The sequence below is a fragment of the Marinococcus tarijensis genome, assembly GCF_054971385.1.
In genome coordinates this window covers 28,308-51,371 of record NZ_JBQOJA010000022.1, presented here as the reverse complement: position 1 = coordinate 51,371, position 23,064 = coordinate 28,308, and the positions used below count along the sequence as shown (strand labels likewise).

The 23,064-nt window shown below is 48.1% G+C and carries 21 protein-coding genes, 1 tRNA gene, 1 other RNA gene and 1 other annotated feature; of the genes, 1 reads left to right on the top strand and 22 read right to left on the bottom strand.

Features of this window, described 5'->3' with window-relative positions:
• Positions 1 to 101: 101 nt before the first annotated feature.
• The 14 genes from ACTTK7_RS12555 to ACTTK7_RS12490 form a co-directional block, all read right to left on the bottom strand.
• A complete protein-coding gene (locus tag ACTTK7_RS12555) occupies positions 102 to 944 on the bottom strand; it encodes an aldo/keto reductase (protein ID WP_462868411.1) in 843 nt (280 codons plus the stop codon).
• Positions 945 to 1,118: 174 nt separating this feature from the next.
• The gene (locus ACTTK7_RS12550; protein WP_022792921.1) at positions 1,119 to 1,349 is read right to left on the bottom strand and encodes a YaaL family protein; all 231 of its coding nucleotides are present in this window, start codon (positions 1,347 to 1,349) and stop codon (positions 1,119 to 1,121) included.
• Positions 1,350 to 1,359: 10 nt separating this feature from the next.
• Positions 1,360 to 1,956 carry a recombination mediator RecR gene (gene recR, locus ACTTK7_RS12545; RefSeq protein WP_022792922.1) on the bottom strand — a complete coding sequence of 199 codons (597 nt, stop codon included), beginning with the start codon at positions 1,954 to 1,956 and terminating at the stop codon, positions 1,360 to 1,362.
• Positions 1,957 to 1,967: 11 nt separating this feature from the next.
• The gene (locus ACTTK7_RS12540) at positions 1,968 to 2,279 is read right to left on the bottom strand and encodes a YbaB/EbfC family nucleoid-associated protein (protein ID WP_022792923.1); all 312 of its coding nucleotides are present in this window, start codon (positions 2,277 to 2,279) and stop codon (positions 1,968 to 1,970) included.
• An 18-nt stretch (positions 2,280 to 2,297) separates the two neighbouring features.
• Positions 2,298 to 4,049, bottom strand: a complete 1,752-nt coding sequence (gene dnaX, locus ACTTK7_RS12535; protein WP_462868410.1) for a DNA polymerase III subunit gamma/tau — start codon at positions 4,047 to 4,049, stop codon at positions 2,298 to 2,300.
• A 152-nt stretch (positions 4,050 to 4,201) separates the two neighbouring features.
• Positions 4,202 to 4,467, bottom strand: an RNA gene (gene ffs, locus ACTTK7_RS12530) — signal recognition particle sRNA large type.
• 87 nt (positions 4,468 to 4,554) lie between these two features.
• On the bottom strand, positions 4,555 to 4,725 hold the full coding sequence (locus ACTTK7_RS12525; protein WP_322525327.1) for a YycC family protein: 171 nt from the start codon (positions 4,723 to 4,725) through the stop codon (positions 4,555 to 4,557).
• Between the two features lie 86 nt (positions 4,726 to 4,811).
• Positions 4,812 to 5,297: a tRNA adenosine(34) deaminase TadA gene (gene tadA, locus ACTTK7_RS12520; RefSeq protein WP_462868409.1), complete on the bottom strand. Its 486-nt coding sequence runs from the start codon at positions 5,295 to 5,297 to the stop codon at positions 4,812 to 4,814.
• Positions 5,298 to 5,380: 83 nt separating this feature from the next.
• A tRNA-Ser gene (locus ACTTK7_RS12515) sits at positions 5,381 to 5,473 on the bottom strand.
• Positions 5,474 to 5,598: 125 nt separating this feature from the next.
• Positions 5,599 to 6,531 carry an ABC transporter ATP-binding protein gene (locus ACTTK7_RS12510; protein ID WP_462868408.1) on the bottom strand — a complete coding sequence of 311 codons (933 nt, stop codon included), beginning with the start codon at positions 6,529 to 6,531 and terminating at the stop codon, positions 5,599 to 5,601.
• A gap of 2 nt (positions 6,532 to 6,533) precedes the next feature.
• Entirely contained in the window at positions 6,534 to 7,586 is a 1,053-nt protein-coding gene (locus tag ACTTK7_RS12505) for an ABC transporter ATP-binding protein (RefSeq protein WP_462868406.1), read from the bottom strand.
• Positions 7,587 to 7,604: 18 nt separating this feature from the next.
• On the bottom strand, positions 7,605 to 8,762 hold the full coding sequence (opp3C, locus tag ACTTK7_RS12500) for an oligopeptide ABC transporter permease (RefSeq protein ID WP_462868405.1): 1,158 nt from the start codon (positions 8,760 to 8,762) through the stop codon (positions 7,605 to 7,607).
• 5 nt (positions 8,763 to 8,767) lie between these two features.
• Positions 8,768 to 9,694 (bottom strand): oligopeptide ABC transporter permease, encoded by a 927-nt coding sequence (gene opp3b / locus ACTTK7_RS12495; protein ID WP_462868404.1) that lies wholly within the window; start codon positions 9,692 to 9,694, stop codon positions 8,768 to 8,770.
• Between the two features lie 140 nt (positions 9,695 to 9,834).
• Positions 9,835 to 11,532 (bottom strand): peptide ABC transporter substrate-binding protein, encoded by a 1,698-nt coding sequence (locus ACTTK7_RS12490; protein ID WP_462868403.1) that lies wholly within the window; start codon positions 11,530 to 11,532, stop codon positions 9,835 to 9,837.
• A 271-nt stretch (positions 11,533 to 11,803) separates the two neighbouring features.
• Here ACTTK7_RS12490 and ACTTK7_RS12485 point away from each other — a divergent pair, with 271 nt between their 5' ends.
• Positions 11,804 to 12,175: a DUF3899 domain-containing protein gene (locus tag ACTTK7_RS12485; RefSeq protein ID WP_462868402.1), complete on the top strand. Its 372-nt coding sequence runs from the start codon at positions 11,804 to 11,806 to the stop codon at positions 12,173 to 12,175.
• Positions 12,176 to 12,228: 53 nt separating this feature from the next.
• Here the strand turns inward: ACTTK7_RS12485 and ACTTK7_RS12480 are convergent, their stop codons facing one another.
• The 8 genes from ACTTK7_RS12480 to gyrA form a co-directional block, all read right to left on the bottom strand.
• Positions 12,229 to 12,687, bottom strand: coding sequence for an Lrp/AsnC family transcriptional regulator (locus tag ACTTK7_RS12480; protein ID WP_022792933.1), 459 nt, complete (start codon positions 12,685 to 12,687; stop codon positions 12,229 to 12,231).
• A gap of 339 nt (positions 12,688 to 13,026) precedes the next feature.
• A complete protein-coding gene (gene serS / locus ACTTK7_RS12475) occupies positions 13,027 to 14,307 on the bottom strand; it encodes a serine--tRNA ligase (protein WP_462868401.1) in 1,281 nt (426 codons plus the stop codon).
• A gap of 62 nt (positions 14,308 to 14,369) precedes the next feature.
• Positions 14,370 to 14,589 (bottom strand) — a binding site (T-box leader).
• A 2-nt stretch (positions 14,590 to 14,591) separates the two neighbouring features.
• Positions 14,592 to 15,182, bottom strand: coding sequence for a pyridoxal 5'-phosphate synthase glutaminase subunit PdxT (gene pdxT, locus ACTTK7_RS12470; protein WP_462868400.1), 591 nt, complete (start codon positions 15,180 to 15,182; stop codon positions 14,592 to 14,594).
• A 24-nt stretch (positions 15,183 to 15,206) separates the two neighbouring features.
• Positions 15,207 to 16,091, bottom strand: coding sequence for a pyridoxal 5'-phosphate synthase lyase subunit PdxS (gene pdxS, locus ACTTK7_RS12465; RefSeq protein WP_022792936.1), 885 nt, complete (start codon positions 16,089 to 16,091; stop codon positions 15,207 to 15,209).
• 144 nt (positions 16,092 to 16,235) lie between these two features.
• Positions 16,236 to 17,510 (bottom strand): D-alanyl-D-alanine carboxypeptidase family protein, encoded by a 1,275-nt coding sequence (locus tag ACTTK7_RS12460; RefSeq protein ID WP_462868399.1) that lies wholly within the window; start codon positions 17,508 to 17,510, stop codon positions 16,236 to 16,238.
• Positions 17,511 to 17,687: 177 nt separating this feature from the next.
• On the bottom strand, positions 17,688 to 19,145 hold the full coding sequence (guaB, locus tag ACTTK7_RS12455; RefSeq protein WP_462868398.1) for an IMP dehydrogenase: 1,458 nt from the start codon (positions 19,143 to 19,145) through the stop codon (positions 17,688 to 17,690).
• Positions 19,146 to 19,338: 193 nt separating this feature from the next.
• Positions 19,339 to 20,367: an HD-GYP domain-containing protein gene (locus tag ACTTK7_RS12450; RefSeq protein WP_462868397.1), complete on the bottom strand. Its 1,029-nt coding sequence runs from the start codon at positions 20,365 to 20,367 to the stop codon at positions 19,339 to 19,341.
• A gap of 155 nt (positions 20,368 to 20,522) precedes the next feature.
• The gene (gene gyrA / locus ACTTK7_RS12445; RefSeq protein ID WP_462868396.1) at positions 20,523 to 22,991 is read right to left on the bottom strand and encodes a DNA gyrase subunit A; all 2,469 of its coding nucleotides are present in this window, start codon (positions 22,989 to 22,991) and stop codon (positions 20,523 to 20,525) included.
• Between the last annotated feature and the right edge of the window lie 73 nt (positions 22,992 to 23,064).

Here is a 23,064-nt window from a genome sequence, read left to right as displayed (position 1 = left end):
ACCATATCATTCAAGGATGATCTCTTTCTTTGTTTGCGCATAGAAAAGGGGGGCTGTCCTATTTTTGGGACAGCCCCTTTTTTATGTTATCCAGTGAAGATTTAAAACTCTTCATACACGGCCGGATCCTGATCATTTATGCGTCCATCCGGTTGGGTCAGTGAGGCAAGCATTTCCATCTCCCGTTCGTCGAGCGCAAAGGAAAAGATCGAAAGGTTTTCAATCTGTCTGCGGGGCGACATCGATTTTGGTATCGGTATCGTGCCCAGCTGGTAGTGCCACCGAAGAATAATCTGAGAGACCGTTTTATTGTGATTATTTGCTATTTTACGGAGTGTCTCATCCTGCAGCACGTCGCTTGCCTTTGCCAGCGGACTCCATGATTCGGTCTGAATATCATGCTTTTCGTGCCATTTTCTTGACTCTTCCTGGTTAAAATACGGATGCAGTTCAATTTGATTGATGCTCGGCTTCACGCCTGTCTCTTTTTCAAGATGCTCCAGATGTTCCGGAAGAAAATTGCACACTCCAATGGAGCGGACCAGTCCCCATTTTTTCGCTTCAATCAATGCCTGCCAAGCTTCGACATAATGGCCCTGCTCCGGATTCGGCCAATGAATCAGATACAGGTCATAGTAATCCAGCCCTGCGCGGTACAGCGATTCCTGTATCGCCGGCACAGCCTTTTCATATTCGTGGTAGCGCCCCGGCAGCTTGGATGTAACCCGCAGCTCCTGCCTGGGGACAGAGCTGCGCCGTACGGCTTCTCCTACAGTGCCTTCGTTTTCATAATTGTACGCCGTGTCGATCAGGCGGTAACCTGCATGAATCGCCCGGTCCACAGCATTGGCCCCTTCGTTTCCAATCACCGCCGCTGTCCCAAAACCGATGACTGGAAGCGTCAGGCCATCGTTCAGGCGGATTTCCGGAATGGAGTTATTCATCAATGACTCATCCTTTCCCTGGAAGCTTAAAATATGGTCATGCTTTTATTCGGTATTTCTCTTCCCTTTTCAAGGTATTTATTAACCTGCCCTACGCTGGAAACAATTATATTTATACATAAAAAGCCGCTTCAGGCTCCGGGCGCACCAGAAGCCTAAAGCGGCTTTATTGTATTAATCCAAAGCAAAGGGGCTTGTTTTTACTTCATATCTCTGATGCCTTGCTTCCTTGAGTAAAAAAACATATTTGGCCTGATGAATTTTGAACTGGATCGTAAGCTCTTCCGACGGCTCTACGCTTTTATTCAACAGCTGCTGATACTGCTCCATTTTTTCCTTCGCAGCATAGATATGGTCCTTCAGCCGTTCGAGCTCCTGTTTTTTCAGCTTTTTTTTCAGTGGCATGCAGATCCCCCTACAGTTCGCGACGTCCTTCAATGGCTTTTGATAACGTTACTTCATCAGCGTATTCCAGATCCCCGCCGATCGGCAGACCGTGAGCAATTCTTGTCACCTTCATACCGGTCGGCTTAAGCAGCTTCGAAATATACATAGCTGTAGCTTCTCCCTCAATAGTCGGGTTCGTCGCAATGATCACTTCCTGAATCTGCTCATCCTGCAGCCGGGTTAACAGGTCCGGCACGTTAATGTCCTCCGGCCCAATGCCGTCCATGGGGGAAATCGCTCCGTGCAGCACGTGGTACAGCCCCGAGAACTCCCGCATTTTTTCCATCGCTATAACGTCTTTGACGTCCTGCACGACACACACGATAGAGCGGTCACGCTGCTTGTCCTGGCAGATATAGCACGGGTCCGTATCAGTAATGTGGTGGCAGACCGAACAATACGTAAGTTCCCGTTTTGCATTAACAAGCGCTTTGGCAAATTCGAGCACATCGTCTTCTTTCATATCTAATACATAAAAAGCCAGCCGGCCGGCCGTTTTCGGGCCGATGCCAGGCAGCTTCATAAAGCTGTCGATTAATTGCGAAATAGGTGTCGGATACTGCACCTGATCTCCTCCTAGAACATTCCGGGAATGTTCATTCCTTTAGTAAATTTCCCCATGTCCTGCTCAACAAGCTCATCCACTTTCTTCAGTGCTTCGTTCATTGCTGCAAGCATAAGGTCCTGAAGCATTTCAACATCGTCCGGATCAACAACATCTTCGTCAATTTCAATGTCTAAAATCTGTTTATCCCCGGAAGCCACTACTTTTACAGCTCCGCCGCCGGCTGTTGCTTCTACCGATTTTTCCTTCAGTTCTTCCTGAGCCTTCTGCATATCCTTCTGCATTTTCTGCATCTGCTTCATCATATTTGCCTGGTTTTTCATTATAAATTCCTCCTCATATTAGTGATCCACGACTTCGACAAACTCAGAGCCAAAGCGCTTCACTGCTTCTTCCACCAACGGATCCGGCGCCTCTTCCTGAGAATCCTCCGGAGCTTCGGCTGCTTCGCTCTCTGCTGCTTCTGTTCCATTTTCCTGCTGATGCTGCTTATACTCTTCCTTAACCCTTTCCCATTCATTTGAAAGGATCGTGTATGGCTCCAGTTCTTTCCCTGTAATTTCCCGAAGGGCGTCGATAACTTCCTGCCGGAACTTTGTTTCAATCATGTTGCGGTGCATTTCGTTTTTAAAGGCCAAAAGCACCGCTGTTTCATTCACAATCACCGGTTTGGAGTTGTTCAGCCAGGCATGTCCGGGCACGCTTTTCGCCCGCATTGCATTCATCACATTGTTCCATTGATTGGCCAGGTCCTGCAGATCCTGCTTCGTCGCTGTTTTTAGAATCTCTCTGACTTTACCCTGGGACGGGGAAGAAGAAGCACCTTTTTGGGAAGCGCGCCTGGACGGCTCCCGCTTAGGTTCTTCGGCTTCCGGCGCTTCCTGAACCGGAGCTGTTTGGGGCGCCGGTTTTTCTTTCAATACTTGTTCAAGCGACGCAATACGGTTTTCGAGACGCTCCGTTCTGTCATCCGAAGTACTGCTTTCTGCCACCGGGGCGGTACTGCCGGAGGAGAGGTGGCAGGACTGAATCAGCGCCACCTCCAGAAAGATTTTAGGATGGCTCGACCAACGCATATCCTGGTGAATTTTATTTAACTGATCAATCATCTGGTAAATCCATTCTGCGGGGACATCAGAAGACAGGGATTCAAATTCCTGATCAAGCGTAGCCCGGTCCAACAGCTCCTGCATTCCCGGAGCCGCCTGGTGCAGCAGCATATCCCGGAGATAGTAGATGATGTCTTCCATAAAACGAACCGGGTCTTTGCCTTCCTTTACCAGACGGTCGGCTGCCTGAACCGCTTCAGCTGTATTCTGCTCCTTCAATGCGCGCACGGTATCCGTCAGAAACTGCTGCGAAACGGCACCGGTGATCGCCAGTACGTCTTCTGCCTGTACCGCCTCTTCAGCAAACGACATTGCCTGGTCAAGCAGGCTGAGGGCATCCCTCATTCCACCTTCCGCCGCCCGGGCAATCAGGTAAAGCGCCTGTTCCTCCGCCGAATCCTGCTGCTCCCCGAGTATATATTTCATGCGTTCGACCAGCGTCTCCGGCTGAATACGCTTAAAATCAAAACGCTGGCAGCGGGAAACAATCGTAAGCGGAATTTTGTGCGGCTCCGTGGTCGCCAAAATAAAAACAGCATGCTTCGGAGGCTCTTCCAACGTTTTCAGCAGCGCATTGAAAGCCCCGGTCGACAGCATGTGCACCTCATCGATAATATACACTTTATAACGGATGTCCCTCGGAGCTGCGATCACGTTTTCACGGATATAACGAATTTCATCTACCCCGTTATTGGAGGCAGCGTCAATTTCTATCACATCAACGACTGAACCGTCCATAATGCCTCTGCAGGCATCACATTCGTTACATGGTTCAGCTGTCGGAGCCTGCACACAGTTAATTGCTTTGGCGAAGATCTTAGCGGCACTCGTTTTTCCTGTTCCTCTTGGACCGCTGAATAAGTAAGCATGGGAGAATTTTTCCTGCACGAGGGCGTTTTGAAGCGTTTTTGTAATATGTTCCTGGCCTACTACGTCTTCAAGCAGCTGCGGCCGCCACATCCGGTATAAAGCTTGATGGCCCAACCATGTTTCCCCCCTTCTTTTCCGTTTCTTCCTCTATTCATTATACCTATTTATAAAGGTATTTTCAAAACTCAAACGACCTGAGGAGGCATGCAAATATAAAAATAAAACGACCCCTGAAACGGAATCGTTTAGCTGATATGTTTATAGAGCCGTGCACCTTTCTTCGACAATATTTTCATAAGCGTTACCTGCGCAGTTTGCTCGGTCCAGGCAGCTCTGCGGCACACGGAAGAGTCCGCTTACTGCTGCTTCCTTCCGGACCTGACAGGGTTCGCGGGTTTCCGTTGCGCAGAACCTGGACGTCAACACCACTTACGCAGGGCAGACCCTACAAAAATAAAGCCTCGGAAAGGGATTCGGTCTTGCTATAGCGGATTGCAAGTACAGGGCACCGCTACCTCCCCACTTAGCACGGCAAATGGGTTCACTATATTTAGGCACTTCTTATCGAAGCGCATTAATAAGTATATCTATTTTTTCGGTAATATGCAACCGATGAAGTTTAATCGGCAGACATGGATTTACAGGAGCTTTTACCGACTTCTTTTTCTTCCCATTCGGCAATTTTTTCTTTAATCAGATGAGGCGGTGTATGCATGATCTGCTCAGCCGGAACATTCAGCTTTTCGGAAAGCTTTTGCGCCGTTTCCACGGTAAATTGATTTGAACGCACTGGAAAACCTCCTGTTTATTCAATAATTTTGTTAAATATAGCATGGCACATTTCTATATTCCAAATAGAATTAAATGACTGTAGAGCTATTCCCCGTTTTCTTTCTTTTTATTCTTTTTCTTATCTCTCATTCGCCGGAAAAATGACGTGAGAAGATTTGCACAGGCGGCGCTTTCAACTTCAGGAATGACGTCACAGCGGTGATTAAAGCGTTCCTCCTGAAGCAGGTTCATCAGCGTTCCGGCGCAGCCTGCCTTTGGGTCGTACGCTCCAAAAACAACGGAAGGGACGCGGGACTGTACAATAGCCCCTGCGCACATCGGACACGGTTCAAGCGTAACGTAAAGTGTACATTCCTCAAGCCGCCAGCTGTTTAAAAATGTACAGGCTTCCTGAATGGCAATCATCTCAGCATGAGCGGCCGCCTGCTGATCTTCTTCTCGCCTGTTCCGCCCACGACCGATCACTTCATTCTGATAAACGATGACCGCACCGATCGGCACTTCTCCAGCTGCTTCTGCCTGCTCTGCTTCGCGGATGGCTTTCTGCATCCAATATGTATGTAGATCCATTACCGTCTGCCCTCTTTTCACTCGTAACGGATAGTGGCGTTAAAAAAAACTGCCTATTGGGGCAGTTATCACTGGTAAATTAATGGCGGAGGAGGAGGGATTCGAACCCCCGCGGGCCGCAAAGCCCCTGGCGGTTTTCAAGACCGCTCCCTTCAGCCAGACTTGGGTACTCCTCCGTGCTGAAAATATGTAGCTTGGTGACTGACAACGATAATCATAGCACAGGCCCCACCGTTGATCAACCCATACAGAAAGAAAATTTCCCCGTTCCTCTAAGGCTTACAGAACGGGGAAATATAATTTATACCGGTGCCTGCTGATTCATCTCTTCAAATTCTTTACTTGTACACAGCACGTAGTGATCCTTTGTTACTTCCCGGAATTCAGGCTCTTCGCTCTGGTCATGATCCTCCGGGTTATAAGCAAGCCGGCGTCTTGTGCGCTCGTGTACCGGATCCGGCTGTGGAATCGCGGATAGAAGTGATTTCGTATACGGATGCAGCGGGTTTTTGTACAGCTCTTCACTCGAAGCAAGCTCCACCAGCCGGCCGAAGTACATGACACCGATGCGGTCGCTGATATATTTTACCATGGAAAGATCGTGAGCAATAAACAAGTACGTTAAATCCTCTTCCCGCTGAAGCTTTTTCATTAAGTTGACGACCTGTGCCTGAATCGACACATCGAGAGCCGATATAGGCTCGTCAGCAATAATAAACTCCGGCTTCACAGCCAGTGCACGCGCAATCCCGATCCGCTGGCGCTGACCGCCGCTGAATTCGTGTGGATAGCGCTCCGCGTGCTCCCGGCTCAGCCCGACCGTTTCGAGCAGATCATACACACGCTGACGCCGCTCCTCTTTATCCTTTGCCAACCCGTGAATGTCAATGCCTTCCGCGATGATATCAATGACCTTCATCCGCGGATTCAACGAGGAATATGGATCCTGGAAAATCATCTGCATCTGGCGGTTAAACTTTTTCAGCTCCGCCTTGGATTTTTTTCCCTGCACATTTTCTCCCTTGAACAAAACCTCACCGCTCGTTGCTTCATACAGGCGGATAATCGAGCGCCCGGTTGTTGACTTTCCGCAGCCCGATTCTCCGACAAGTCCGAACGTTTCCCCTTTGTATATATCAAAATTCAAGCCATCGACTGCCCGCACGACACTTTTTCTGCCTGTTTTAAAGTGCTGACTCAGATTTTTGATTTCCAGTAATTTCTCATCACTCATATCTACTGTCCTGCCTCCCATTTCCCGTCCATCTCGTCAATGCGCTGCTGTACTGAGGCGGGTGGTTGTACGTCCGGTGAATTTTCGTGCAGCAGCCACGTTGCTGCGTAATGCGTTTCAGAGACCTGAAACATCGGCGGCTGCTCTTCGTAATCAATTTTCAACGCGTACCGGTTCCGCGGAGCAAAGGCGTCTCCCTTGGGCGGATGCAGCAGATCCGGAGGCGTTCCCGGGATGGCAAACAACTCTTCCTCGCGCTGATCCACCGTCGGCATGGAGCCGAGGAGTCCCCATGTATACGGATGCTTCGGATTATAGAAAAGTTCATCAACAGAACCGATTTCTACAATTTTACCAGCATACATAACTGCCACCCGGTCCGCCACATTTGCCACAACACCCAGGTCATGCGTAATGAAAATGATCGATGTTTCAAACTCTTCCTGAATATCTTTCATAATATCGAGAATCTGCGCCTGAATTGTTACGTCGAGCGCTGTTGTCGGCTCGTCTGCGATCAATACCTTCGGGTCGCAGGCAAGTGCAATAGCAATGACCACCCGCTGGCGCATACCGCCAGAAAACTGGTGAGGATATTGATCCATTCTTGCCTTCGCGTCCGGAATCCGGACCAGCTCCAGCAGCCGCACCGCTTCTGTTTTCGCTTCCTCTTTGTTCATGCCGCGGTGCATCCGCAGGCCTTCCATCACCTGCGTTCCTACCTTCATCGTCGGATTCAGGGACGTCATCGGATCCTGAAAAATCATCGCAAAATCCTTGCCCCGGTATTTGGTCATCTGTTTATCGCTCAGCTTGGCAAAATCCTCGTCTCCGTATAGAATATTGCCGTTTTTAATGTACCCTTTTGGAGCCGGCAGCAGACCCATCAGCGCCTTTGTCGTTACCGATTTGCCTGATCCGGATTCGCCTACGATCGCCAGAGTCTCCCCTTTTCCGACTGAAAAGCTGACATCTCTTACAGCCTGGACCTCGCCGTTCGGTGTTTTAAAGGAAACACTTAAATTCTTTACATCTAAAATGGTTTTATTACTCATGTTCGTTCCTCCCACATTCTAATCGCGCATCTTCGGATCAAACGCATCACGCATACCGTCAGCCAGAATGTTAAAGGCAATCATTAACACCGACAGCACGACGGCCGGGAATATTAATACGTGCGGCGTAGTCTGCAGGGCATCAAAGCCGTTATTAATCAACACCCCGAGTGAAGCGTTCGGAGGCTGCAGCCCTAAGCCGATGAAACTTAGAAAAGCTTCAAAGAAAATTGCATTCGGAATCGTAAACATTGTGTTAATGATAATCAAGCCCATGGTATTAGGCACAAGGTGCTTGGTGATTACTTTGGAATTTGAGAGCCCAAGGGTCTGGGAAGCGAGCACAAATTCTTCGTTTTTCAGCTTTAGGATTTCGCCCCGGACAATACGCGACATGCCGATCCAACCGGTAATCGCAATCGCAAGCGATATGGAAATAATACCCGGGTCAAGGACGACAATCATGAGAATTAAAATCACAAGGTTCGGTATACCAGAGAGGATTTCGAGTATTCTTTGCAGAATGTTATCCGTCTTGCCGCCAAAGAAACCGGAAATACCGCCGTAGGCGACACCGATAAACAAATCAAGCAAAGTCGCAATAAGGGCAATAAAAAGAGAAACCCTCGTTCCGTCCCACGTTCTTGTCCACTGGTCTCTTCCTAAGCGGTCCGTGCCGAACCAAAAATTGTTTTCTTCTACTCCGGCTGCCGCATAGCTGTCCACACTAACCTGCACCTGGGCAGATCCTACAGAGCCGTCGCCTTCGCTTAAGGTTTCATATTGAACATAATCTTCGTTGCCAAATCGGCTCTCTGCGTTTGTTTGAGCCTGTTCGGCTGTAATATTTTCAAAAACATATGTCTCCTGGCCGTCCATGCCCAGCCAACCGATATTTTCAAGCACAGGAACTTTCGGTGGTAAATTCGATCGTGACAAATCCTGTTCTCTTGGCGTATATTCATTCATCATTGGACCAAAGATAGCAAAAAATACGATGAGTAATAATGCTACTAAAGAAATCATCGCTGCCACATTTTTACGCAGTGCCCGGAAGGCATCCTGCCAGAATGTCCGGCTCGGGCGGTTAATTTGCTCCATATCATCTTCCCGTACATCAGCTGGAGAGAATAGTTCTTTGTCGTATTTTTTCTCTTTATCGTTTTCGTGCTGCATAACTTTTACTTCCCTCCATCCAGGCGGATTCTAGGATCAATGATGCCGTAAAGAATATCGATGATTAATATAATAAGAACGAATAAGAAACTAAAAAACAGCGTTGTGCCCATAATCATTGGATAATCGTTCGTCGTTACAGCTGTAACAAACTGTTCTCCAATTCCAGGTACCGCAAAAATCTGCTCGATAACGAGGGTTCCTGTTAAAAGACTTACTGCAAGCGGCCCTAAAATCGTAATTAAAGGGATCAGGGCGTTACGCAGTCCATGCTTGAAAATAACTGCTGACCAGCCGACACCTTTGGCTCTTGCCGTAGTGATATAATCTTTGTTTAGAACCTCCAGCATTTCTGTACGCATAAACCTCGCGCAGATGGCCATAGGAAATATCAATAATGCGATCGTCGGCATAATAGTATGGGCGAGTGTGCCCCACGTAGCAACTGGAAACACCTGCCATTGCACGCCTAAAAAGTATTGAAGCAGTCCTGCAAAAATAAAGGATGGAATCGAAGTTCCAATAACCGCCAGCAGGGTAGAACCAAAGTCTAAAATACCGTTATGAAAAATGGCCGCAATCAGTCCTAAAAAAGCTCCTAAAACCGAGCCAATAAAAAGAGACTGAATGCCCAGCTGCAGAGAAGGTCCAATCCGGTTTCCAAGGATTTCGGTTACTTCCCGGTTGTCGAACTGAAAAGAGATACCTAAGTTCCCCTGCACAAGCCCCAGCATATAATCTACATATTGAAGAGGCACTGGTTTATCCAATCCGTACTGCTCCAGCACAATCTGCTGTTGGGATTCCGACAGCCGATCAGCCGAGCTTAACGGCGTGCCAGGCATTAATTTCATTAAAAAGAATGTAATACTGGCGATAATAAATAAAGTAATCGCCATGTATACGATTCTAGTGGCAATATAACGCGCCATACATATTTCCTCCTTGTAAATGTCGTGATGTTTATTCATGGTGTGACCCTTTTAAATTTAGACACAAGGGAAAAGAGAGTATAAGCCAATTATTATGGATATACTCTCTTGCCCCCTGAAAATATTATTTTATTTAGTTTTTATTCTTCTGTTGCCTCTTCGTTCATGTAAGCCCATTTATATTCAAAGTCTGGGCCGGCAGAGTTAACGATAACACCCTGAAGTGCCGGGTTCCAGAGATATGCCTGAGCCTCCTGGTACATTGGAGCAATTACTGCATCTTCCTCAATTAGAAGCTGTTCTGCTTCCAGGAAGTTGTCCCAACGCTCCTGCGGCTGATCAGCCAATTCGTTGTTTGCTTCTTCGATCAGAGAATCGTACTCTTCACTGGAATAGCCAGTATGGTTATTGCCGCTGTCTGTGACAAATAGGTTCATGAATGTGTTTGGATCCACATAGTCAGGACCCCAACCGGACATTAACAGATCATAGTCCATGTTTGTATCACGGTCGAGACGCTCCTGGAATGGTACCTGCTGCACATTTACAGTAAGCCCATCAAGTGTACCCTCTAGTTGTTCTTTAAGGTAAGCGCTAATATTCTGAGCTGATTCTGTATCACCTGTGAGGTAGCCCAATTCTGCACTGTCGGCCCCAATTTCTTCAAGACCCTGCTGCCAAAGCTCTTGGGCTTGTTCTTTATCGGTTGCCGAAAGGTTGCCGTTTACTTCACGGAAATCTTCTTCTCCTTCAGGGCTGAAAACAAAGTTCCCCGGCATCAAGCCTCCTAAAGGCATTGAACCATTATTAAGAATAGTTTCTGTTAAGTCCTCTTTGTTCACAGCCATCTGGATAGCTTTACGAGTATTTTCGTTCGCAAGAATTTCATTTTCCTGGTTCATTTTAACGTACCAGGAAGTTGGCTGTTCTACTGCCTGGTAGTCCTGGTCAGTGCTGTACTCATCCACGAATTCTGCAGTTAATCCAGTTCGGTCTAATTCACCAGTTTCATACAGGTTAGTCCCCGTGGACGGTTCTTTAACGACCTGCACGTTAATTTCCTCCAGCTGCACAGTGTCTGCGTCCCAGTAATCTTCGTTTTTCACATATTTCATGCTGTCTCCGGTGTTCCACTCTTCCATCGTAAATGGTCCGTTTGTGAGCATATTATCAGGATTGAGTGCGTAATCATCGCCCTGTTCTTCCACAAATTCTTCATTCAATGGATAGAAGGTCGGGAATGTTGTTAAGGAGTCGAAATATGGTGTCTGCTTTTCGAGAGTAACTTCCAGCGTATGCTCGTCTACCGCCTCTACCCCAAGTTCACTAGGGTCCATTTCGCCTTCACTGATGGCTGTGGCATTTTCAATGACGCCACCCATCATATAAGGACCGTATTCAGAAGCTGTCTCCGGATCCACGGCACGCTGCCAGGAATAAACGAAATCTTCAGCTGTTACAGGGTCTCCGTTCGTCCAAGTGGAGTCTTCCCGAAGGTTAAACGTCCATGTCGCACCGTCTTCACTAATCTCCGGTTCTCCTGTCGCAACACCGTCAGTAATTTCCGCATTCTCGCCAAGACGGTACAGACCTTCATAAGTTTCTCCTGTCCACTGTATTCCAAACTCATCTGTAGTAAGAGACGGATCCATGGAAGGAATATCACCCGACTGCGAGATATCGATAACCTGCTCACCACTTGCCTGGCCTTCGCCGCCTCCGTCACCACCGCTGTTGCCGCCGTCGCCGCCAGATTCTCCGCCCCCGCCGGAACACGCTGCAAGTACTGTACTCGAGATTAGTGCAGAAGCTAATACTGTCATTTTTGTCTTTTTCATAAGATATGTTGACCTCCCCAAAACTTCTGATGTTTTATTGTGTAAAATTTCTGTTTTCTCTGTATTTACAAAGTATACAAGATGTTGCGAATATTTTCATTAATTTTTTAATTTTTTGCGAAAATGAAAATTTATTCGCTTTGTCTATACGAAAAGCATTAATGTTTTTGCTCACAGGGCAATTATTCGTAAATGGAGTGTTTCGTTCAGTGGCAGGCAGCAGTTGTGCTATAATAATGGGCGTTATAAATTTCCCGAAGGAGTGCCGTCTATGCATTGGAAGCTGAATCTCTCCGTCTTTGCCGTTAATTTAACAGCTGCCGGCCTGCTTTTTTTCATTTTTTCTCCAGCCTTCGGGCTGCTGAATATGATCAATTATGTGTTTTATGTAGGTCTGTTTTATCTAATCATTTTCATTACAGCGTTTGTAATGCGTGGAGGATTTTTTGATGCCATTACTCACAGCTTTCGAAAAGTGGCTCACCGCCTCGCCCCCTCCAGACCTTCGACTCAGGGATGGGAACAACGGCTTGCGCCCTCCGAGGTCGTTCAGGCTTCTTTTTTCCGTATGCTTTTCATTCAAACAATATCACTGATTGGCCTGGATCTTTTGCTGCTTGCTGTATACTACACAGCAAATTAAACTGTTCCCGCTCCACCTGTGCCCGTAGTACCACCACCTTTAATGGTCTATTTTTATTCAGGAGTTAAATAAGAAAATGAATCCTTATACTGTTTTAGTTCAACGTTCACATCGGCGTTCAAAATTCCGTCAATTTGTGCTAAATCTCTGTTAACAAAATTCACTAAATCCTCGTTATTTCTAAAATAAGCCTGTAAAATTAAATCATGATTACCAGAGAAAGCACCGACAAACCTTACTTCGGAAAAGCGCTGAAGCTTACTCGCAATTTCGTCCTGCATTCCAAGCTTTGTACTCAGCCCGATAATCGTCTGTACATCGAGGCCGATTTTGTTCGGATTGGTATGTATGATAAATTCAAAGACATTATGCCGGAGCATTTTGTTAATTCTTGAACGAACAGTCCCCTCACTCACTCCCAGGCAGCGGGCAATTTCACTATATGATTCCTTGCCGTTAGCCTGCAGATACCCGAGTATCGACATATCTACCTGATCTAATGAAACGCTCATTGGCATCCCTTCTCTTTTTCCCATTCTCACCTTGATGGCCCTGCATCCTTTATTACGAATCACCGAGATAACCACAGTTTACGTTAGTAATTTCGTAACAATTTCCCGGGTGGATTAACGTAATTATAAGTAATTGTTCTTATTATTGCAATATTCGTGAAAGAATTTTATGAATTTTTTTGTAAGATTATATAACGCTGTATAATTCGAAAACAGCCCGAAGGCACTTCCAATACTACATTGTAATCGCTTTCATTACAATCGCTTCTCCGAAAGTATTTTGCATAACTATAAAAAACTCTGGCCGCCTAAAGCGTCCAGAGTTTCATCGACATCTGCTTATTTTGCTGTAATATATGCTTTATTGCCCATATAACCACGCAGCATTTCAGGAATCTTAATGCTGCCGTCCTCCTGCTGATGGTTTTCCATGATCGCTGCCACTGTTCGTCCCAGCGCCAGTCCTGAACCGTTTAGTGTATGCACAAATTCTGTCTTCGCATCGCGGTCCCGCTTGAAACGGATGTTTGCGCGCCTGGCCTGGAAATCCTCAAAATTACTGCAGGACGAAATTTCTTTATAGTCTTCATAGCTTGGAAGCCATACTTCAATGTCATATTTTTTCGCTGCTGTAAAGCCTAAATCCCCCGTGCACATGTTCATGACGCGATACGGAAGCTCGAGCAGCTGCAATACTTTCTCTGCATGGCCTGTTAACGTTTCAAGCTCTTCATAGGAATCCTCCGGTGCTGTAAAGCGTACAAGCTCTACTTTATTGAACTGGTGCTGGCGGATTAAGCCCCGGGTGTCGCGTCCTGCAGATCCTGCTTCAGAACGGAAGCACGCACTGAACGCCGTATAGGCTTTTGGAAGTTCTTTTCCTGGGAGAATCTCTTCGCGGTGCATATTTGTGACAGGCACTTCTGCCGTTGGTACAAGAAAATAATCCTCTTCCTGGATTTGAAAAGCATCCTCCTCAAATTTTGGCAGCTGGCCGGTGCCAGTCATGCTGTCACGGTTCACCATATATGGAGGAATCAATTCTTCATAGCCGTGCTCATCGCTGTGCAGGTCCATCATAAACTGGATCAATGCCCGTTCAAGACGGGCCCCGGCTCCCTTATAAAACATGAACCGGCTTCCGGTTACTTTTGCAGCCCGTTCAGCGTCAAGCATGTTCAGCTCCACACCAAGGTCCCAGTGTGGCTTCAGGGTGAAATCAAACACCGGTGTTTCTCCCCAGGCCCTTACCTCTTCGTTATCCGATTCATTTTCGCCGACCGGAACCGTTTCATGTGGAACGTTTGGAATGGAAAGCAGAATCTGCTGCAGGCGCTCATCCTTTTCACGGATTTGCTCATCGAGCTTCTTGACCCTGCCTGAGACGTCCCGCATTTCCGTAATCAGTTCATCGGCGTCTTCTTTATTCTTCTTTTTAGCTGCGATTTCATCGGATACGGTGTTACGCCGCTGCTTTAACTCCTCTGTCTCCTGAATCAGATCCCTGCGTTCCCGGTCGAGTTCTTCAAAGGAATCCAGTTCACTGATATCTTCGTTTCGTTTTGAAAGCTGCTCTTTTACTGCATCAAAATCATTTCGCAATCGTTTAGGGTCGAGCATAGGTGATGCCTCCTTCATAATAGTAGCTGTTTATATATTATAAAAAAGCCCCGCCCCTGTGTATCAGGGACGAGACTTTAATTCCCGCGTTGCCACCCTTGTTGCAGTAAACGTTACTGCCGGCTTGTTCTCTCATCCGTTAACGGGGACGAGCCGAAAACAGCTACTTAAGTTCACCGTTTTACTCCGGACCGGATTCCTTTCGCCTTTTCATCGGTTCACACCAGCCACCGACTCTCTGAAGAAAAATACAAAAGTACTATTGTCCATCAACGCGATTGTCTTTACACATTTACTGCCGCCTGTGCTTCTCGTACCATCTGTACGAAATACTGATGAAATCTGCGGTCGTTCGTCAGCTCCGGATGAAAGGAGCAGGAAAGCAGATGATCCTGCCGCGCCACTACGATTTCATCTTTATATTCTGCAAGCACTTCGACATTCTGCCCAACTTCTGTAATCAACGGGGCCCGGATAAATACTGCTTCGACATCATCTGCGACTCCGCGAATAGAAAGCTCGGTTTCAAAGCTTTCACGCTGGCGGCCAAACGCATTACGCTGTACCGTCATATCCATCAGTTCGAGATGGCCTTCCGGCTCGCCTACCACATCGGTCGCCATTAAAATCAAGCCGGCACATGTGCCAAATATGGGTTTTCCTGCTTTGGCAAATGACTGCAGCGGCTCAAAAAATTGATATTTTTCCACCAGCCGCCGCATCGTCGTGCTTTCGCCGCCCGGAAAGACCAAACCATCGATTTCTTCAAGCTGTTCCGGCCGTTTTACGATAACAACTTCCGTATCAGGGGCCTCTAAACTTTTGGCATGTTCACGAACAGCGCCTTGAAGAGCTAAAACGCCGATTTTCATCATGAGTAAAAACCCCCTGTATTTATATTACTGGCTGCGGTCCTGCATCCGGTCAAAGCCTTCAAGCTGGGAAATATCCATGCCGGTCATTGCAGTCCCCAGTCCTTTGGACAGCTTTGCGATCAGCTCATAATCTTCATAATGCGTCGTAGCCTCTACGATGGCCCGGGCAAATTTATCCGGATATTCGGACTTAAATATGCCGGAGCCTACGAAGACGCCGTCGGCGCCAAGCTGCATCATCAAAGCAGCGTCCGCCGGTGTTGCTATGCCGCCCGCTGCAAAGTTAACGACTGGAAGGCGGCCTCTGTCGCGAATTTGAAGCAGCAGCTCGTACGGCGCCCCAAGATTCTTCGCCTCTGTCATTAATTCGTCCTTCGACAGGCCAATCACTTTGCGGATTTGAGACTGGATCAAGCGCATATGGCGTACTGCTTCCACAATGTTTCCGGTGCCCGGCTCCCCCTTTGTGCGCAGCATGGAAGCTCCTTCACCAATACGGCGGGTGGCTTCACCAAGATCGCGGGCTCCGCAGACAAACGGCACGGTGTACTCTGACTTATCCATGTGATACACGTCGTCCGCCGGTGTAAGCACTTCGCTTTCGTCAATATAATCAGCGCCGAGTGATTCGAGCACCCGTGCTTCCACGATGTGGCCGATACGCGCCTTTGCCATTACAGGAATCGATACAGCGTCCATCACTTCCTGAACAATGGTAGGATCTGCCATGCGGGCTACGCCGCCGGCAGCACGGATGTCTGACGGCACCCGTTCCAGTGCCATCACAGCTACTGCTCCTGCCTCTTCGGCGATTTTCGCCTGTTCTCCGTTAACGACGTCCATAATAACGCCGCCCTTTTGCATTTCCGCCATGCCTCTTTTAACGCGGTCTGTTCCTCTCTCTGCCATACTTCAGCCCTCCAGCTCCATTATTCTATCTGTTGCCACCGGTTTTTGCGGTGCGATAATAACACTCAGTAGCCCTATTGTAACACTATACTATGTCCGGATAAAGCATCTTGTTTGCAGCGGCAAAAGCGTTTCTGCCGGCTTTTATTTTCCAGCCGCTGCCTGCCGGATGCTGCTGAACAGGTTGCTGACGCTTTGCACAATATTTCCAAACCATCCGCGCTTCTCTACAGCTTCACCTGCCGTCAGGGGGACTTCTGTGCGGCCTGCCCCGTTCTGCACATACGAGGCCTCGCTGTTGGTCACAACCACTGTCCCGACTTCTTCCCCTTTTTCGATCGGGGCTTCATTTTTGGAGACAGCAATTTCATATTCCGGTTCTATTTCCCCCGGTGAAATCAGCTCCAGCTGTTTTCCGGCTGTTACGTCTATACTTTCTTTCTGCCCGCCTTCGATTTCAATGGAGGACTCCCCGTCAATTTCTGCGCCTTTTTCCACGAGGGCCTGACTTTCAAGCTCTCGTTCAGCATAATCGTACAGCTTAGCCGTTTCGGTAAAACGAGACATCTTCGTTTCTGCGTTCATCACTACCGATATATATCTGTTGCCATTCTGTTCAATCGTACCGGTAAATGCATTTCCAGCCAGGTCAGTAGTACCTGTCTTCAGGCCATCCACTCCTTCGTATTCCTGTTCGAGTCCTGGAAGCATTTTATTCCAGTTAATCATAGTGATTGGTTCTTCCGAATCTTCATTGAATGTTTTTTTCGGCATTCCTGCCACATCCAGCACCTCCGGATAGTCATCCAGAAGATGGTAAGCCAAAAGGGCAGTATCATTTGCCGACATCATGTTTTCTGCATTTTCTTCGCTGCCTTCCGGAGCATAGCCCATCATCGTGGAATTATTCAGCCCGGTCGCATTCACGAATTCATAATTTTCCATGCCAAGCTCTCCGGCCTGCTGGTTCATCCGGTCGGCAAAGGCTGCCTCACTGCCCTCAATATGTTCTGCCAGAGCGATCGTTGCACCGTTCGCGGAATAAATGGCCATAGCCTCGTAGAGCTCTTCGACCGTATAGGTTTCGTCCTGGCGAAGAGGAACGTTTGATAAATTTGTCTGAAGAGAAAGTTCGCGGACTTTATCGCTGATTGCTACTTCGTCGTTCCAGCTGATGTCGCCGTCCTCGATTGCTTTATTTACTATGTATTCTGTCATCATTTTGGACATGCTGGCCGCAGAAAGCAGTTCATCGGTATTGTCTTCAAAAACTACCTGGCCTGTATCTGCATCTATCATAATAGAAGCGCTCGCTTCTATCTCAGGCTCTGCCGCTTGAGCCGGCACGCTGCCAAACGTCCAGATGGCTGCAGCCGCCACGCAGGAAACACCTGCTGTTTTCAACTTATTTCTCTTCAATCTCTGCACCTCCGTGGTGTTTTGCTATCGCATATTTTACCACAGCCCCATTTTAAAACATACCTGCCATTGTTCCTTTTATAAAGCCCCCTGCACTCGATAGCTTCTAAAGATATTTCCCGGGAAATATCTCTCGGCATAAAAAAGACGGGAGCCGCCGGCCCCCGTCCTTCGTTCTTAGGAAGAGTAGTTTGGTGCTTCTTTCGTAATCTGCACGTCGTGAGGGTGACTTTCCCGCAGGCCGGCATTGGTAATCCGAACGAAGCGGGCATCTTCACGCAAGGATGAGATCGTCGGGGTGCCACAATAGCCCATACCGGCCCTCAAGCCGCCAAGCAGCTGATGAATCGTGTCCTTCAGCGGGCCTTTATAAGGAATACGCCCCTCAATGCCTTCTGGTACAAGCTTTTGGCTGTTTTCCTGGAAATAACGGTCCTTGCTTCCCTGCTCCATAGCGCTCATCGAGCCCATCCCGCGGTAAACTTTAAACTGGCGGCCCTGATAAATTTCACGTTCTCCAGGACTTTCTGTCACTCCGGCAAGCAGGCTGCCGAGCATAACTGCATGAGCACCGGAAGCCAGAGCTTTGGCGATATCGCCGGAATATTTAATTCCGCCGTCGGCAATAATCGGCACGTTGTGCTTGTCAGCTTCCTCTGCACACTCGTATACAGCGGTGATCTGCGGAACGCCCACGCCCGCTACTACGCGGGTTGTGCATATGGATCCAGGCCCTATGCCGACTTTTACAATGTCGGCTCCTGCCTCGATTAAATCTCTTGTTCCTTCAGCTGTGGCCACATTACCAACTATCAGCACCACATCAGGGTAACTGTTGCGAATTTCAGCAATTTTGTCGAGCACGCCTTTGGAATGGCCGTGGGCAGTATCGATCACAATAGCATCGGCTTCTGCTTTAACGAGAGCTTCCACACGTTTATCCGTGTCAGCGCTCACTCCAACAGCCGCTCCAACGAGCAGTCTTCCCTGGGTATCCTTTGCTGAATGAGGGAATTCAATTACCTTCTCGATATCTTTAATCGTAATAAGGCCTTTCAGCGTGCCATCCTTTTCTACAAGCGGGAGCTTTTCAATCCTGTGCTTCTGCAGGACATCCTCCGCTTCCTCAAGCGTGGTTCCTACCGGCGCTGTAACGAGATTGTTGGCAGTCATTACCTCCTTGATTCCGATCGAATAATCTTCGATAAAACGGAGGTCGCGGTTTGTAATGATTCCCACCAGCTTTTGGTTCTCGTCAACGATGGGCACGCCGGAAATACGGTATTTTCCCATCAGATGTTCTGCATCGAACACCTGATGATCCGGATGAAGGAAGAAAGGGTTCGTAATAACTCCGCTTTCCGAACGCTTCACCTGGTCCACCATTTCTGCCTGAGCTTCAATAGACATGTTTTTATGCACTATGCCAAGACCACCGGCCCGTGCCATCGCAATAGCCATATCTGCTTCCGTCACTGTGTCCATTCCAGCACTTACAACAGGAATATTTAAAGGAAGCTTATCAGTTAACGATGTCCGTACTGATACATCCCTTGGATGAATATCAGATCTTGCCGGTAACAATAAAACGTCATCAAACGTTAGACCTTCTTGGGAAAACTTATCTGCTCGCACGAATCTTCCTCCTTCAAAATGGGTGATTTTACAGGATTTCTCACTGCCCTGCTGCCTGTAACTATATATATTTCTAATATCTTATCACGTTTGGGCCAGTCTCAGAAGTAAAAGGAATATGTTTTATTTTTCCGAAAATTTATAAACTGAAGCTAATAATTATGTAAAGGATTTCAAAAATATATCCACCATGCTAGATGACATGGTGAATGGCTGACTTTTCATTTAGCTGGACGACCTGACCGTCTTTATCAAGCTGAACCAGCGGATATTCTATCTCACGGCGGTCCAGGTGCACAATAGAAGCAGCGCTGCCGTCGGCAAGCTGCACTTTTTTTCCAGTCATTGCAGTAATGAACTGCTCTGTTAGCGTTTCAACTACGGCGGGGGGAAGCTTTCCAAACGATTGCACTGCCAGCTCACGCATCGCATGAAAAGCAGATTTCCCCTCCTTCTCCAGCTTTTCGCCTGCCATGGAGTGGTACATGTCCGCTGCTCCCACAATACTGCTCAGTATATAAATTTTGCCGTTTTGCATCCCGAGTGGATAACCGCTGCCGTCTTCACGTTCATGGTGCTGCAAAATAGCCAGCAATACCTCATCGCTTAGCATCCCGGTAGCCTTTGCCATCTGGTAACTTTGAATCGGATGCTTCTTTGCCCCTTGCCGTTCTTCGACAGAAACTCTGGCCAGAGAAGCGTCACACAAAAGACCGGCGAGTGCCGCTCCGAGCCATTCCTTCTGGCTGCAGCCGTGCTTTTTGGCAAGCAGCGCAGCCAGCAGCGCCACTGATACCGCCTGATGGCTCTCATACTTTTCCCGCTCTGCAAACTGATAGCTTGTAAAGATGAGAGAAGCGTTATCTTCGATATTTTCGAGCAGGGGAGCAATAACTGCCCGTGCTTTTTTCATTTCGATGGGAGCTCCGGCTGTCCAGGAACGCCACATGGCTTCATGAGCTTCCACCGCTGTATCATACACGTCTTCAAATACCTGATGCTGAGAATTTTTGGCTGTTTCTGCCTCTTCATCGGGAGAAAAGGGATCACCGTTGACGAGCACCGGCTTTACCTCGATATATTCAACAAGAAACTGTTTGATGATATCAACTAAATCGTCTGTCAGCGCCGTTTGTTTTCTGACCACCGGCATTTCATTCACTGCATAGATATCGTTCACCAGCACGCATCCAGGTACTGCCTGATTAATATGTATTCGCATGGAGACTCCTCCATTCTTCCTGAGATAATACTTATATTTTACTATTTTCCTTGAAAAATACCACTACTTTCGTTGTTCTAATGGATAATTTTAGAATAAAATTCCATTTTCACGCAAAAAAAGCCCGGCCGTTTCACATACGGCCGGGACTTAAGCTATTCTTCTTCTAATTCTGCTGGCACATTCTCTTCTTCGGGGGCTTCGTGTTCAATTACAGGTGCGACTGTAGACACGGCTTCGCCTTTATCGAGACGGATAAGGCGCACGCCCTGGGCGTACCGGCCAAGTCTGGAAACATCGCCTACCTGCATACGGATAACGACCCCGTGAATCGTCATCACCATCAGATCAATATCCAGCGGTACCGAGCGCATCGCTGCAAGCTCACCCGTTCGGCTTGTGAGCTTAATCGCCTTCAACCCTTTACCGCCGCGGTTCTGCCTGCTGAATTCCTCGATTGATGTAAGCTTTCCGTACCCTTTGTTTGTTACCATTAAAATCATTTCATTTTCTACCGCAATATCCATGCCTACTACTTCATCGTCAGAACGAAGTGAGATGGCCTTAACTCCTGAAGCGGTACGTCCCATCGAGCGTACGTCCTCTTCGCCGAAGTGAATAGACATTCCCTGCTTTGTGCCGATAATTAAGGAATCCTCCCCGGAGGTCAGCCGCACGCCGTGAAGTTCATCGTCCTCCCGGACGTTAATGGCGAACAGGCCGCCCTTACGGATGTTCGAAAAAGCAGAGAGAACGGTTCTTTTCGAAATTCCTTTTTTCGTCAGGAAGAAAAGATAAGCGTTTTCCGAGAATTCCTCGATCGGAATAACGGTGCTGATATACTCCCCTTTATCGATCTGGAGCAGGTTAATTAACGGAATTCCTTTAGCCGTACGGCTTAATTCAGGAATTTCATAAGCCTTCAAACGGTAGACCTTTCCTTTGTTGGTGAAGAAAAGAATGGTCTGGTGGGAATTGGTCGTCAGCAGATGCTCTACAAAGTCATCTTCATTTGTACCCATTCCCTGGACACCGCGGCCACCGCGGCGCTGGCTCCGGTACGTATCAATCGGCATACGCTTAATGTAGCCCTGATGAGAGATAGTGACCACTACGTCCTGCCGTGGAATAAGGTCTTCATCTTCAATGGAATTCTCCCCGGCTTCAAGACGGGTCCTCCGGTCGTCACCAAATTTTTCCTTCACTTCGGTAAGCTCTTCCCGGATAATTTCGAGCACCCGTTCCTCGTTAGCCAAAATTTCCTTCAGCTCCCGGATGCGCTCCATCAGCTCCCGGTACTCCTGTTCAATTTTGTCTCGTTCAAGGCCGGTCAGGCGCTGCAGCCGCATGTCGAGAATAGCCTGAGCCTGGTCTTCACTCAAATCATAGTTTTCCATCAAACCGTTTTTTGCGATTTCTGTGGTTTCCGATCCCCGGATCAGTTCAATCACCGCGTCCAGATGATCAAGTGCCACACGCAAACCTTCCACGATGTGGGCACGGGCCTCTGCTTTTCGAAGCTCAAAAGCAGTCCGGCGTTTAATAACTACTTTTTGGTGCTCAAGATAGTGATACAGGCATTCTTTAAGGTTCAGCACCTTCGGCTGGCCGTTCACAAGAGCCAGCATGTTAATACCAAAGCTCGTCTGCAGGGCCGTTTGCTTGTACAAGTTATTTAAAATAACGTTGGCGTTGGCATCTCTTCGTACTTCCACGACGACCCGCATGCCGTTCCGGTCTGATTCGTCGCGCAGATCAGTAATGCCATCGATTTTTTTATCACGCACCAGCTCTGCAATCCGCTCCACCAGCCGGGCTTTGTTCACCTGATACGGCAGCTCGTCTACGATGATTGTTTCCTTGCCCTTTTTATCCTCTTCAATGTAGGCGTGCGAACGAATGATAATTGAGCCTTTGCCCGTCTGATACGCCTTCCGGATACCGGAACGGCCTAAAATGGAAGCAGCCGTTGGAAAATCCGGCCCGGGAATATAGTCCATCAGCTCTTCTACTGTAATATCAGGATCTTCACTCAGAGCAAGCACCCCGTCAATAACTTCCTCCAGACGGTGCGGCGGGATGTTGGTAGCCATACCTACGGCAATTCCGGAGGTGCCATTGACCAGCAGGTTCGGGAAACGGGCCGGCAGAACCACGGGCTCGCGTTCGTTGCCGTCATAGTTTTCCTGATAATCAATGGTGTCCTTATTAATATCGCGGACCATTTCAAGCGATATTTTAGACATTTTTGCTTCGGTGTAACGCATTGCCGCTGCCCCGTCTCCATCCACGGAACCGAAGTTTCCGTGTCCGTTAACGATTGGATGACGGTAGCTGAAATCCTGGGCCATCCGCACCATCGTTTCATAAACCGCGGAGTCGCCGTGCGGGTGGTATTTACCGATAACGTCCCCAACGATACGGGCGGACTTCCGGAACGGCTTTTCCGGCGTCATGCCGAGCTCACTCATTGCAAATAAAATACGCCGGTGCACCGGCTTCATTCCGTCACGAACGTCCGGGAGGGCCCGGCTGACGATGACACTCATCGCATAATCTAAAAACGAGGTGCGCATCTCCTCGCCAATACCAATCTCCGTGACTCTGGATTCGTTTTCTGCCATTGCAGTAACCTCCTACTTTCTATTCCAGCAGGCTTGAGTGCCTGTTTCTGCTATATTCGATAGAAACCCCCGC

Bases quoted from the DNA above. Each gene is read 5' to 3' on its own strand.
- ACTTK7_RS12555 (WP_462868411.1), bottom strand. From the start codon at position 944: ATGAATAACTCCATTCCGGAAATCCGCCTGAACGATGGCCTGACGCTT.
- ACTTK7_RS12540 (WP_022792923.1), bottom strand. From the start codon at position 2,279: ATGAAAAACCAGGCAAATATGATGAAGCAGATGCAGAAAATGCAGAAG.
- pdxS (WP_022792936.1), bottom strand. From the start codon at position 16,091: ATGGCAGAGAGAGGAACAGACCGCGTTAAAAGAGGCATGGCGGAAATG.
- ACTTK7_RS12480 (WP_022792933.1), bottom strand. From the start codon at position 12,687: ATGAGCGTTTCATTAGATCAGGTAGATATGTCGATACTCGGGTATCTG.
- ACTTK7_RS12550 (WP_022792921.1), bottom strand. From the start codon at position 1,349: ATGCCACTGAAAAAAAAGCTGAAAAAACAGGAGCTCGAACGGCTGAAG.
- opp3C (WP_462868405.1), bottom strand. From the start codon at position 8,762: ATGCAGCACGAAAACGATAAAGAGAAAAAATACGACAAAGAACTATTC.
- ACTTK7_RS12485 (WP_462868402.1), top strand. From the start codon at position 11,804: ATGCATTGGAAGCTGAATCTCTCCGTCTTTGCCGTTAATTTAACAGCT.
- serS (WP_462868401.1), bottom strand. From the start codon at position 14,307: ATGCTCGACCCTAAACGATTGCGAAATGATTTTGATGCAGTAAAAGAG.
- pdxT (WP_462868400.1), bottom strand. From the start codon at position 15,182: ATGATGAAAATCGGCGTTTTAGCTCTTCAAGGCGCTGTTCGTGAACAT.
- tadA (WP_462868409.1), bottom strand. From the start codon at position 5,297: ATGGATCTACATACATATTGGATGCAGAAAGCCATCCGCGAAGCAGAG.
- ACTTK7_RS12490 (WP_462868403.1), bottom strand. From the start codon at position 11,532: ATGAAAAAGACAAAAATGACAGTATTAGCTTCTGCACTAATCTCGAGT.
- ACTTK7_RS12505 (WP_462868406.1), bottom strand. From the start codon at position 7,586: ATGAGTAATAAAACCATTTTAGATGTAAAGAATTTAAGTGTTTCCTTT.
- opp3b (WP_462868404.1), bottom strand. From the start codon at position 9,694: ATGGCGCGTTATATTGCCACTAGAATCGTATACATGGCGATTACTTTA.
- gyrA (WP_462868396.1), bottom strand. From the start codon at position 22,991: ATGGCAGAAAACGAATCCAGAGTCACGGAGATTGGTATTGGCGAGGAG.
- ACTTK7_RS12450 (WP_462868397.1), bottom strand. From the start codon at position 20,367: ATGCGAATACATATTAATCAGGCAGTACCTGGATGCGTGCTGGTGAAC.
- ACTTK7_RS12510 (WP_462868408.1), bottom strand. From the start codon at position 6,531: ATGAGTGATGAGAAATTACTGGAAATCAAAAATCTGAGTCAGCACTTT.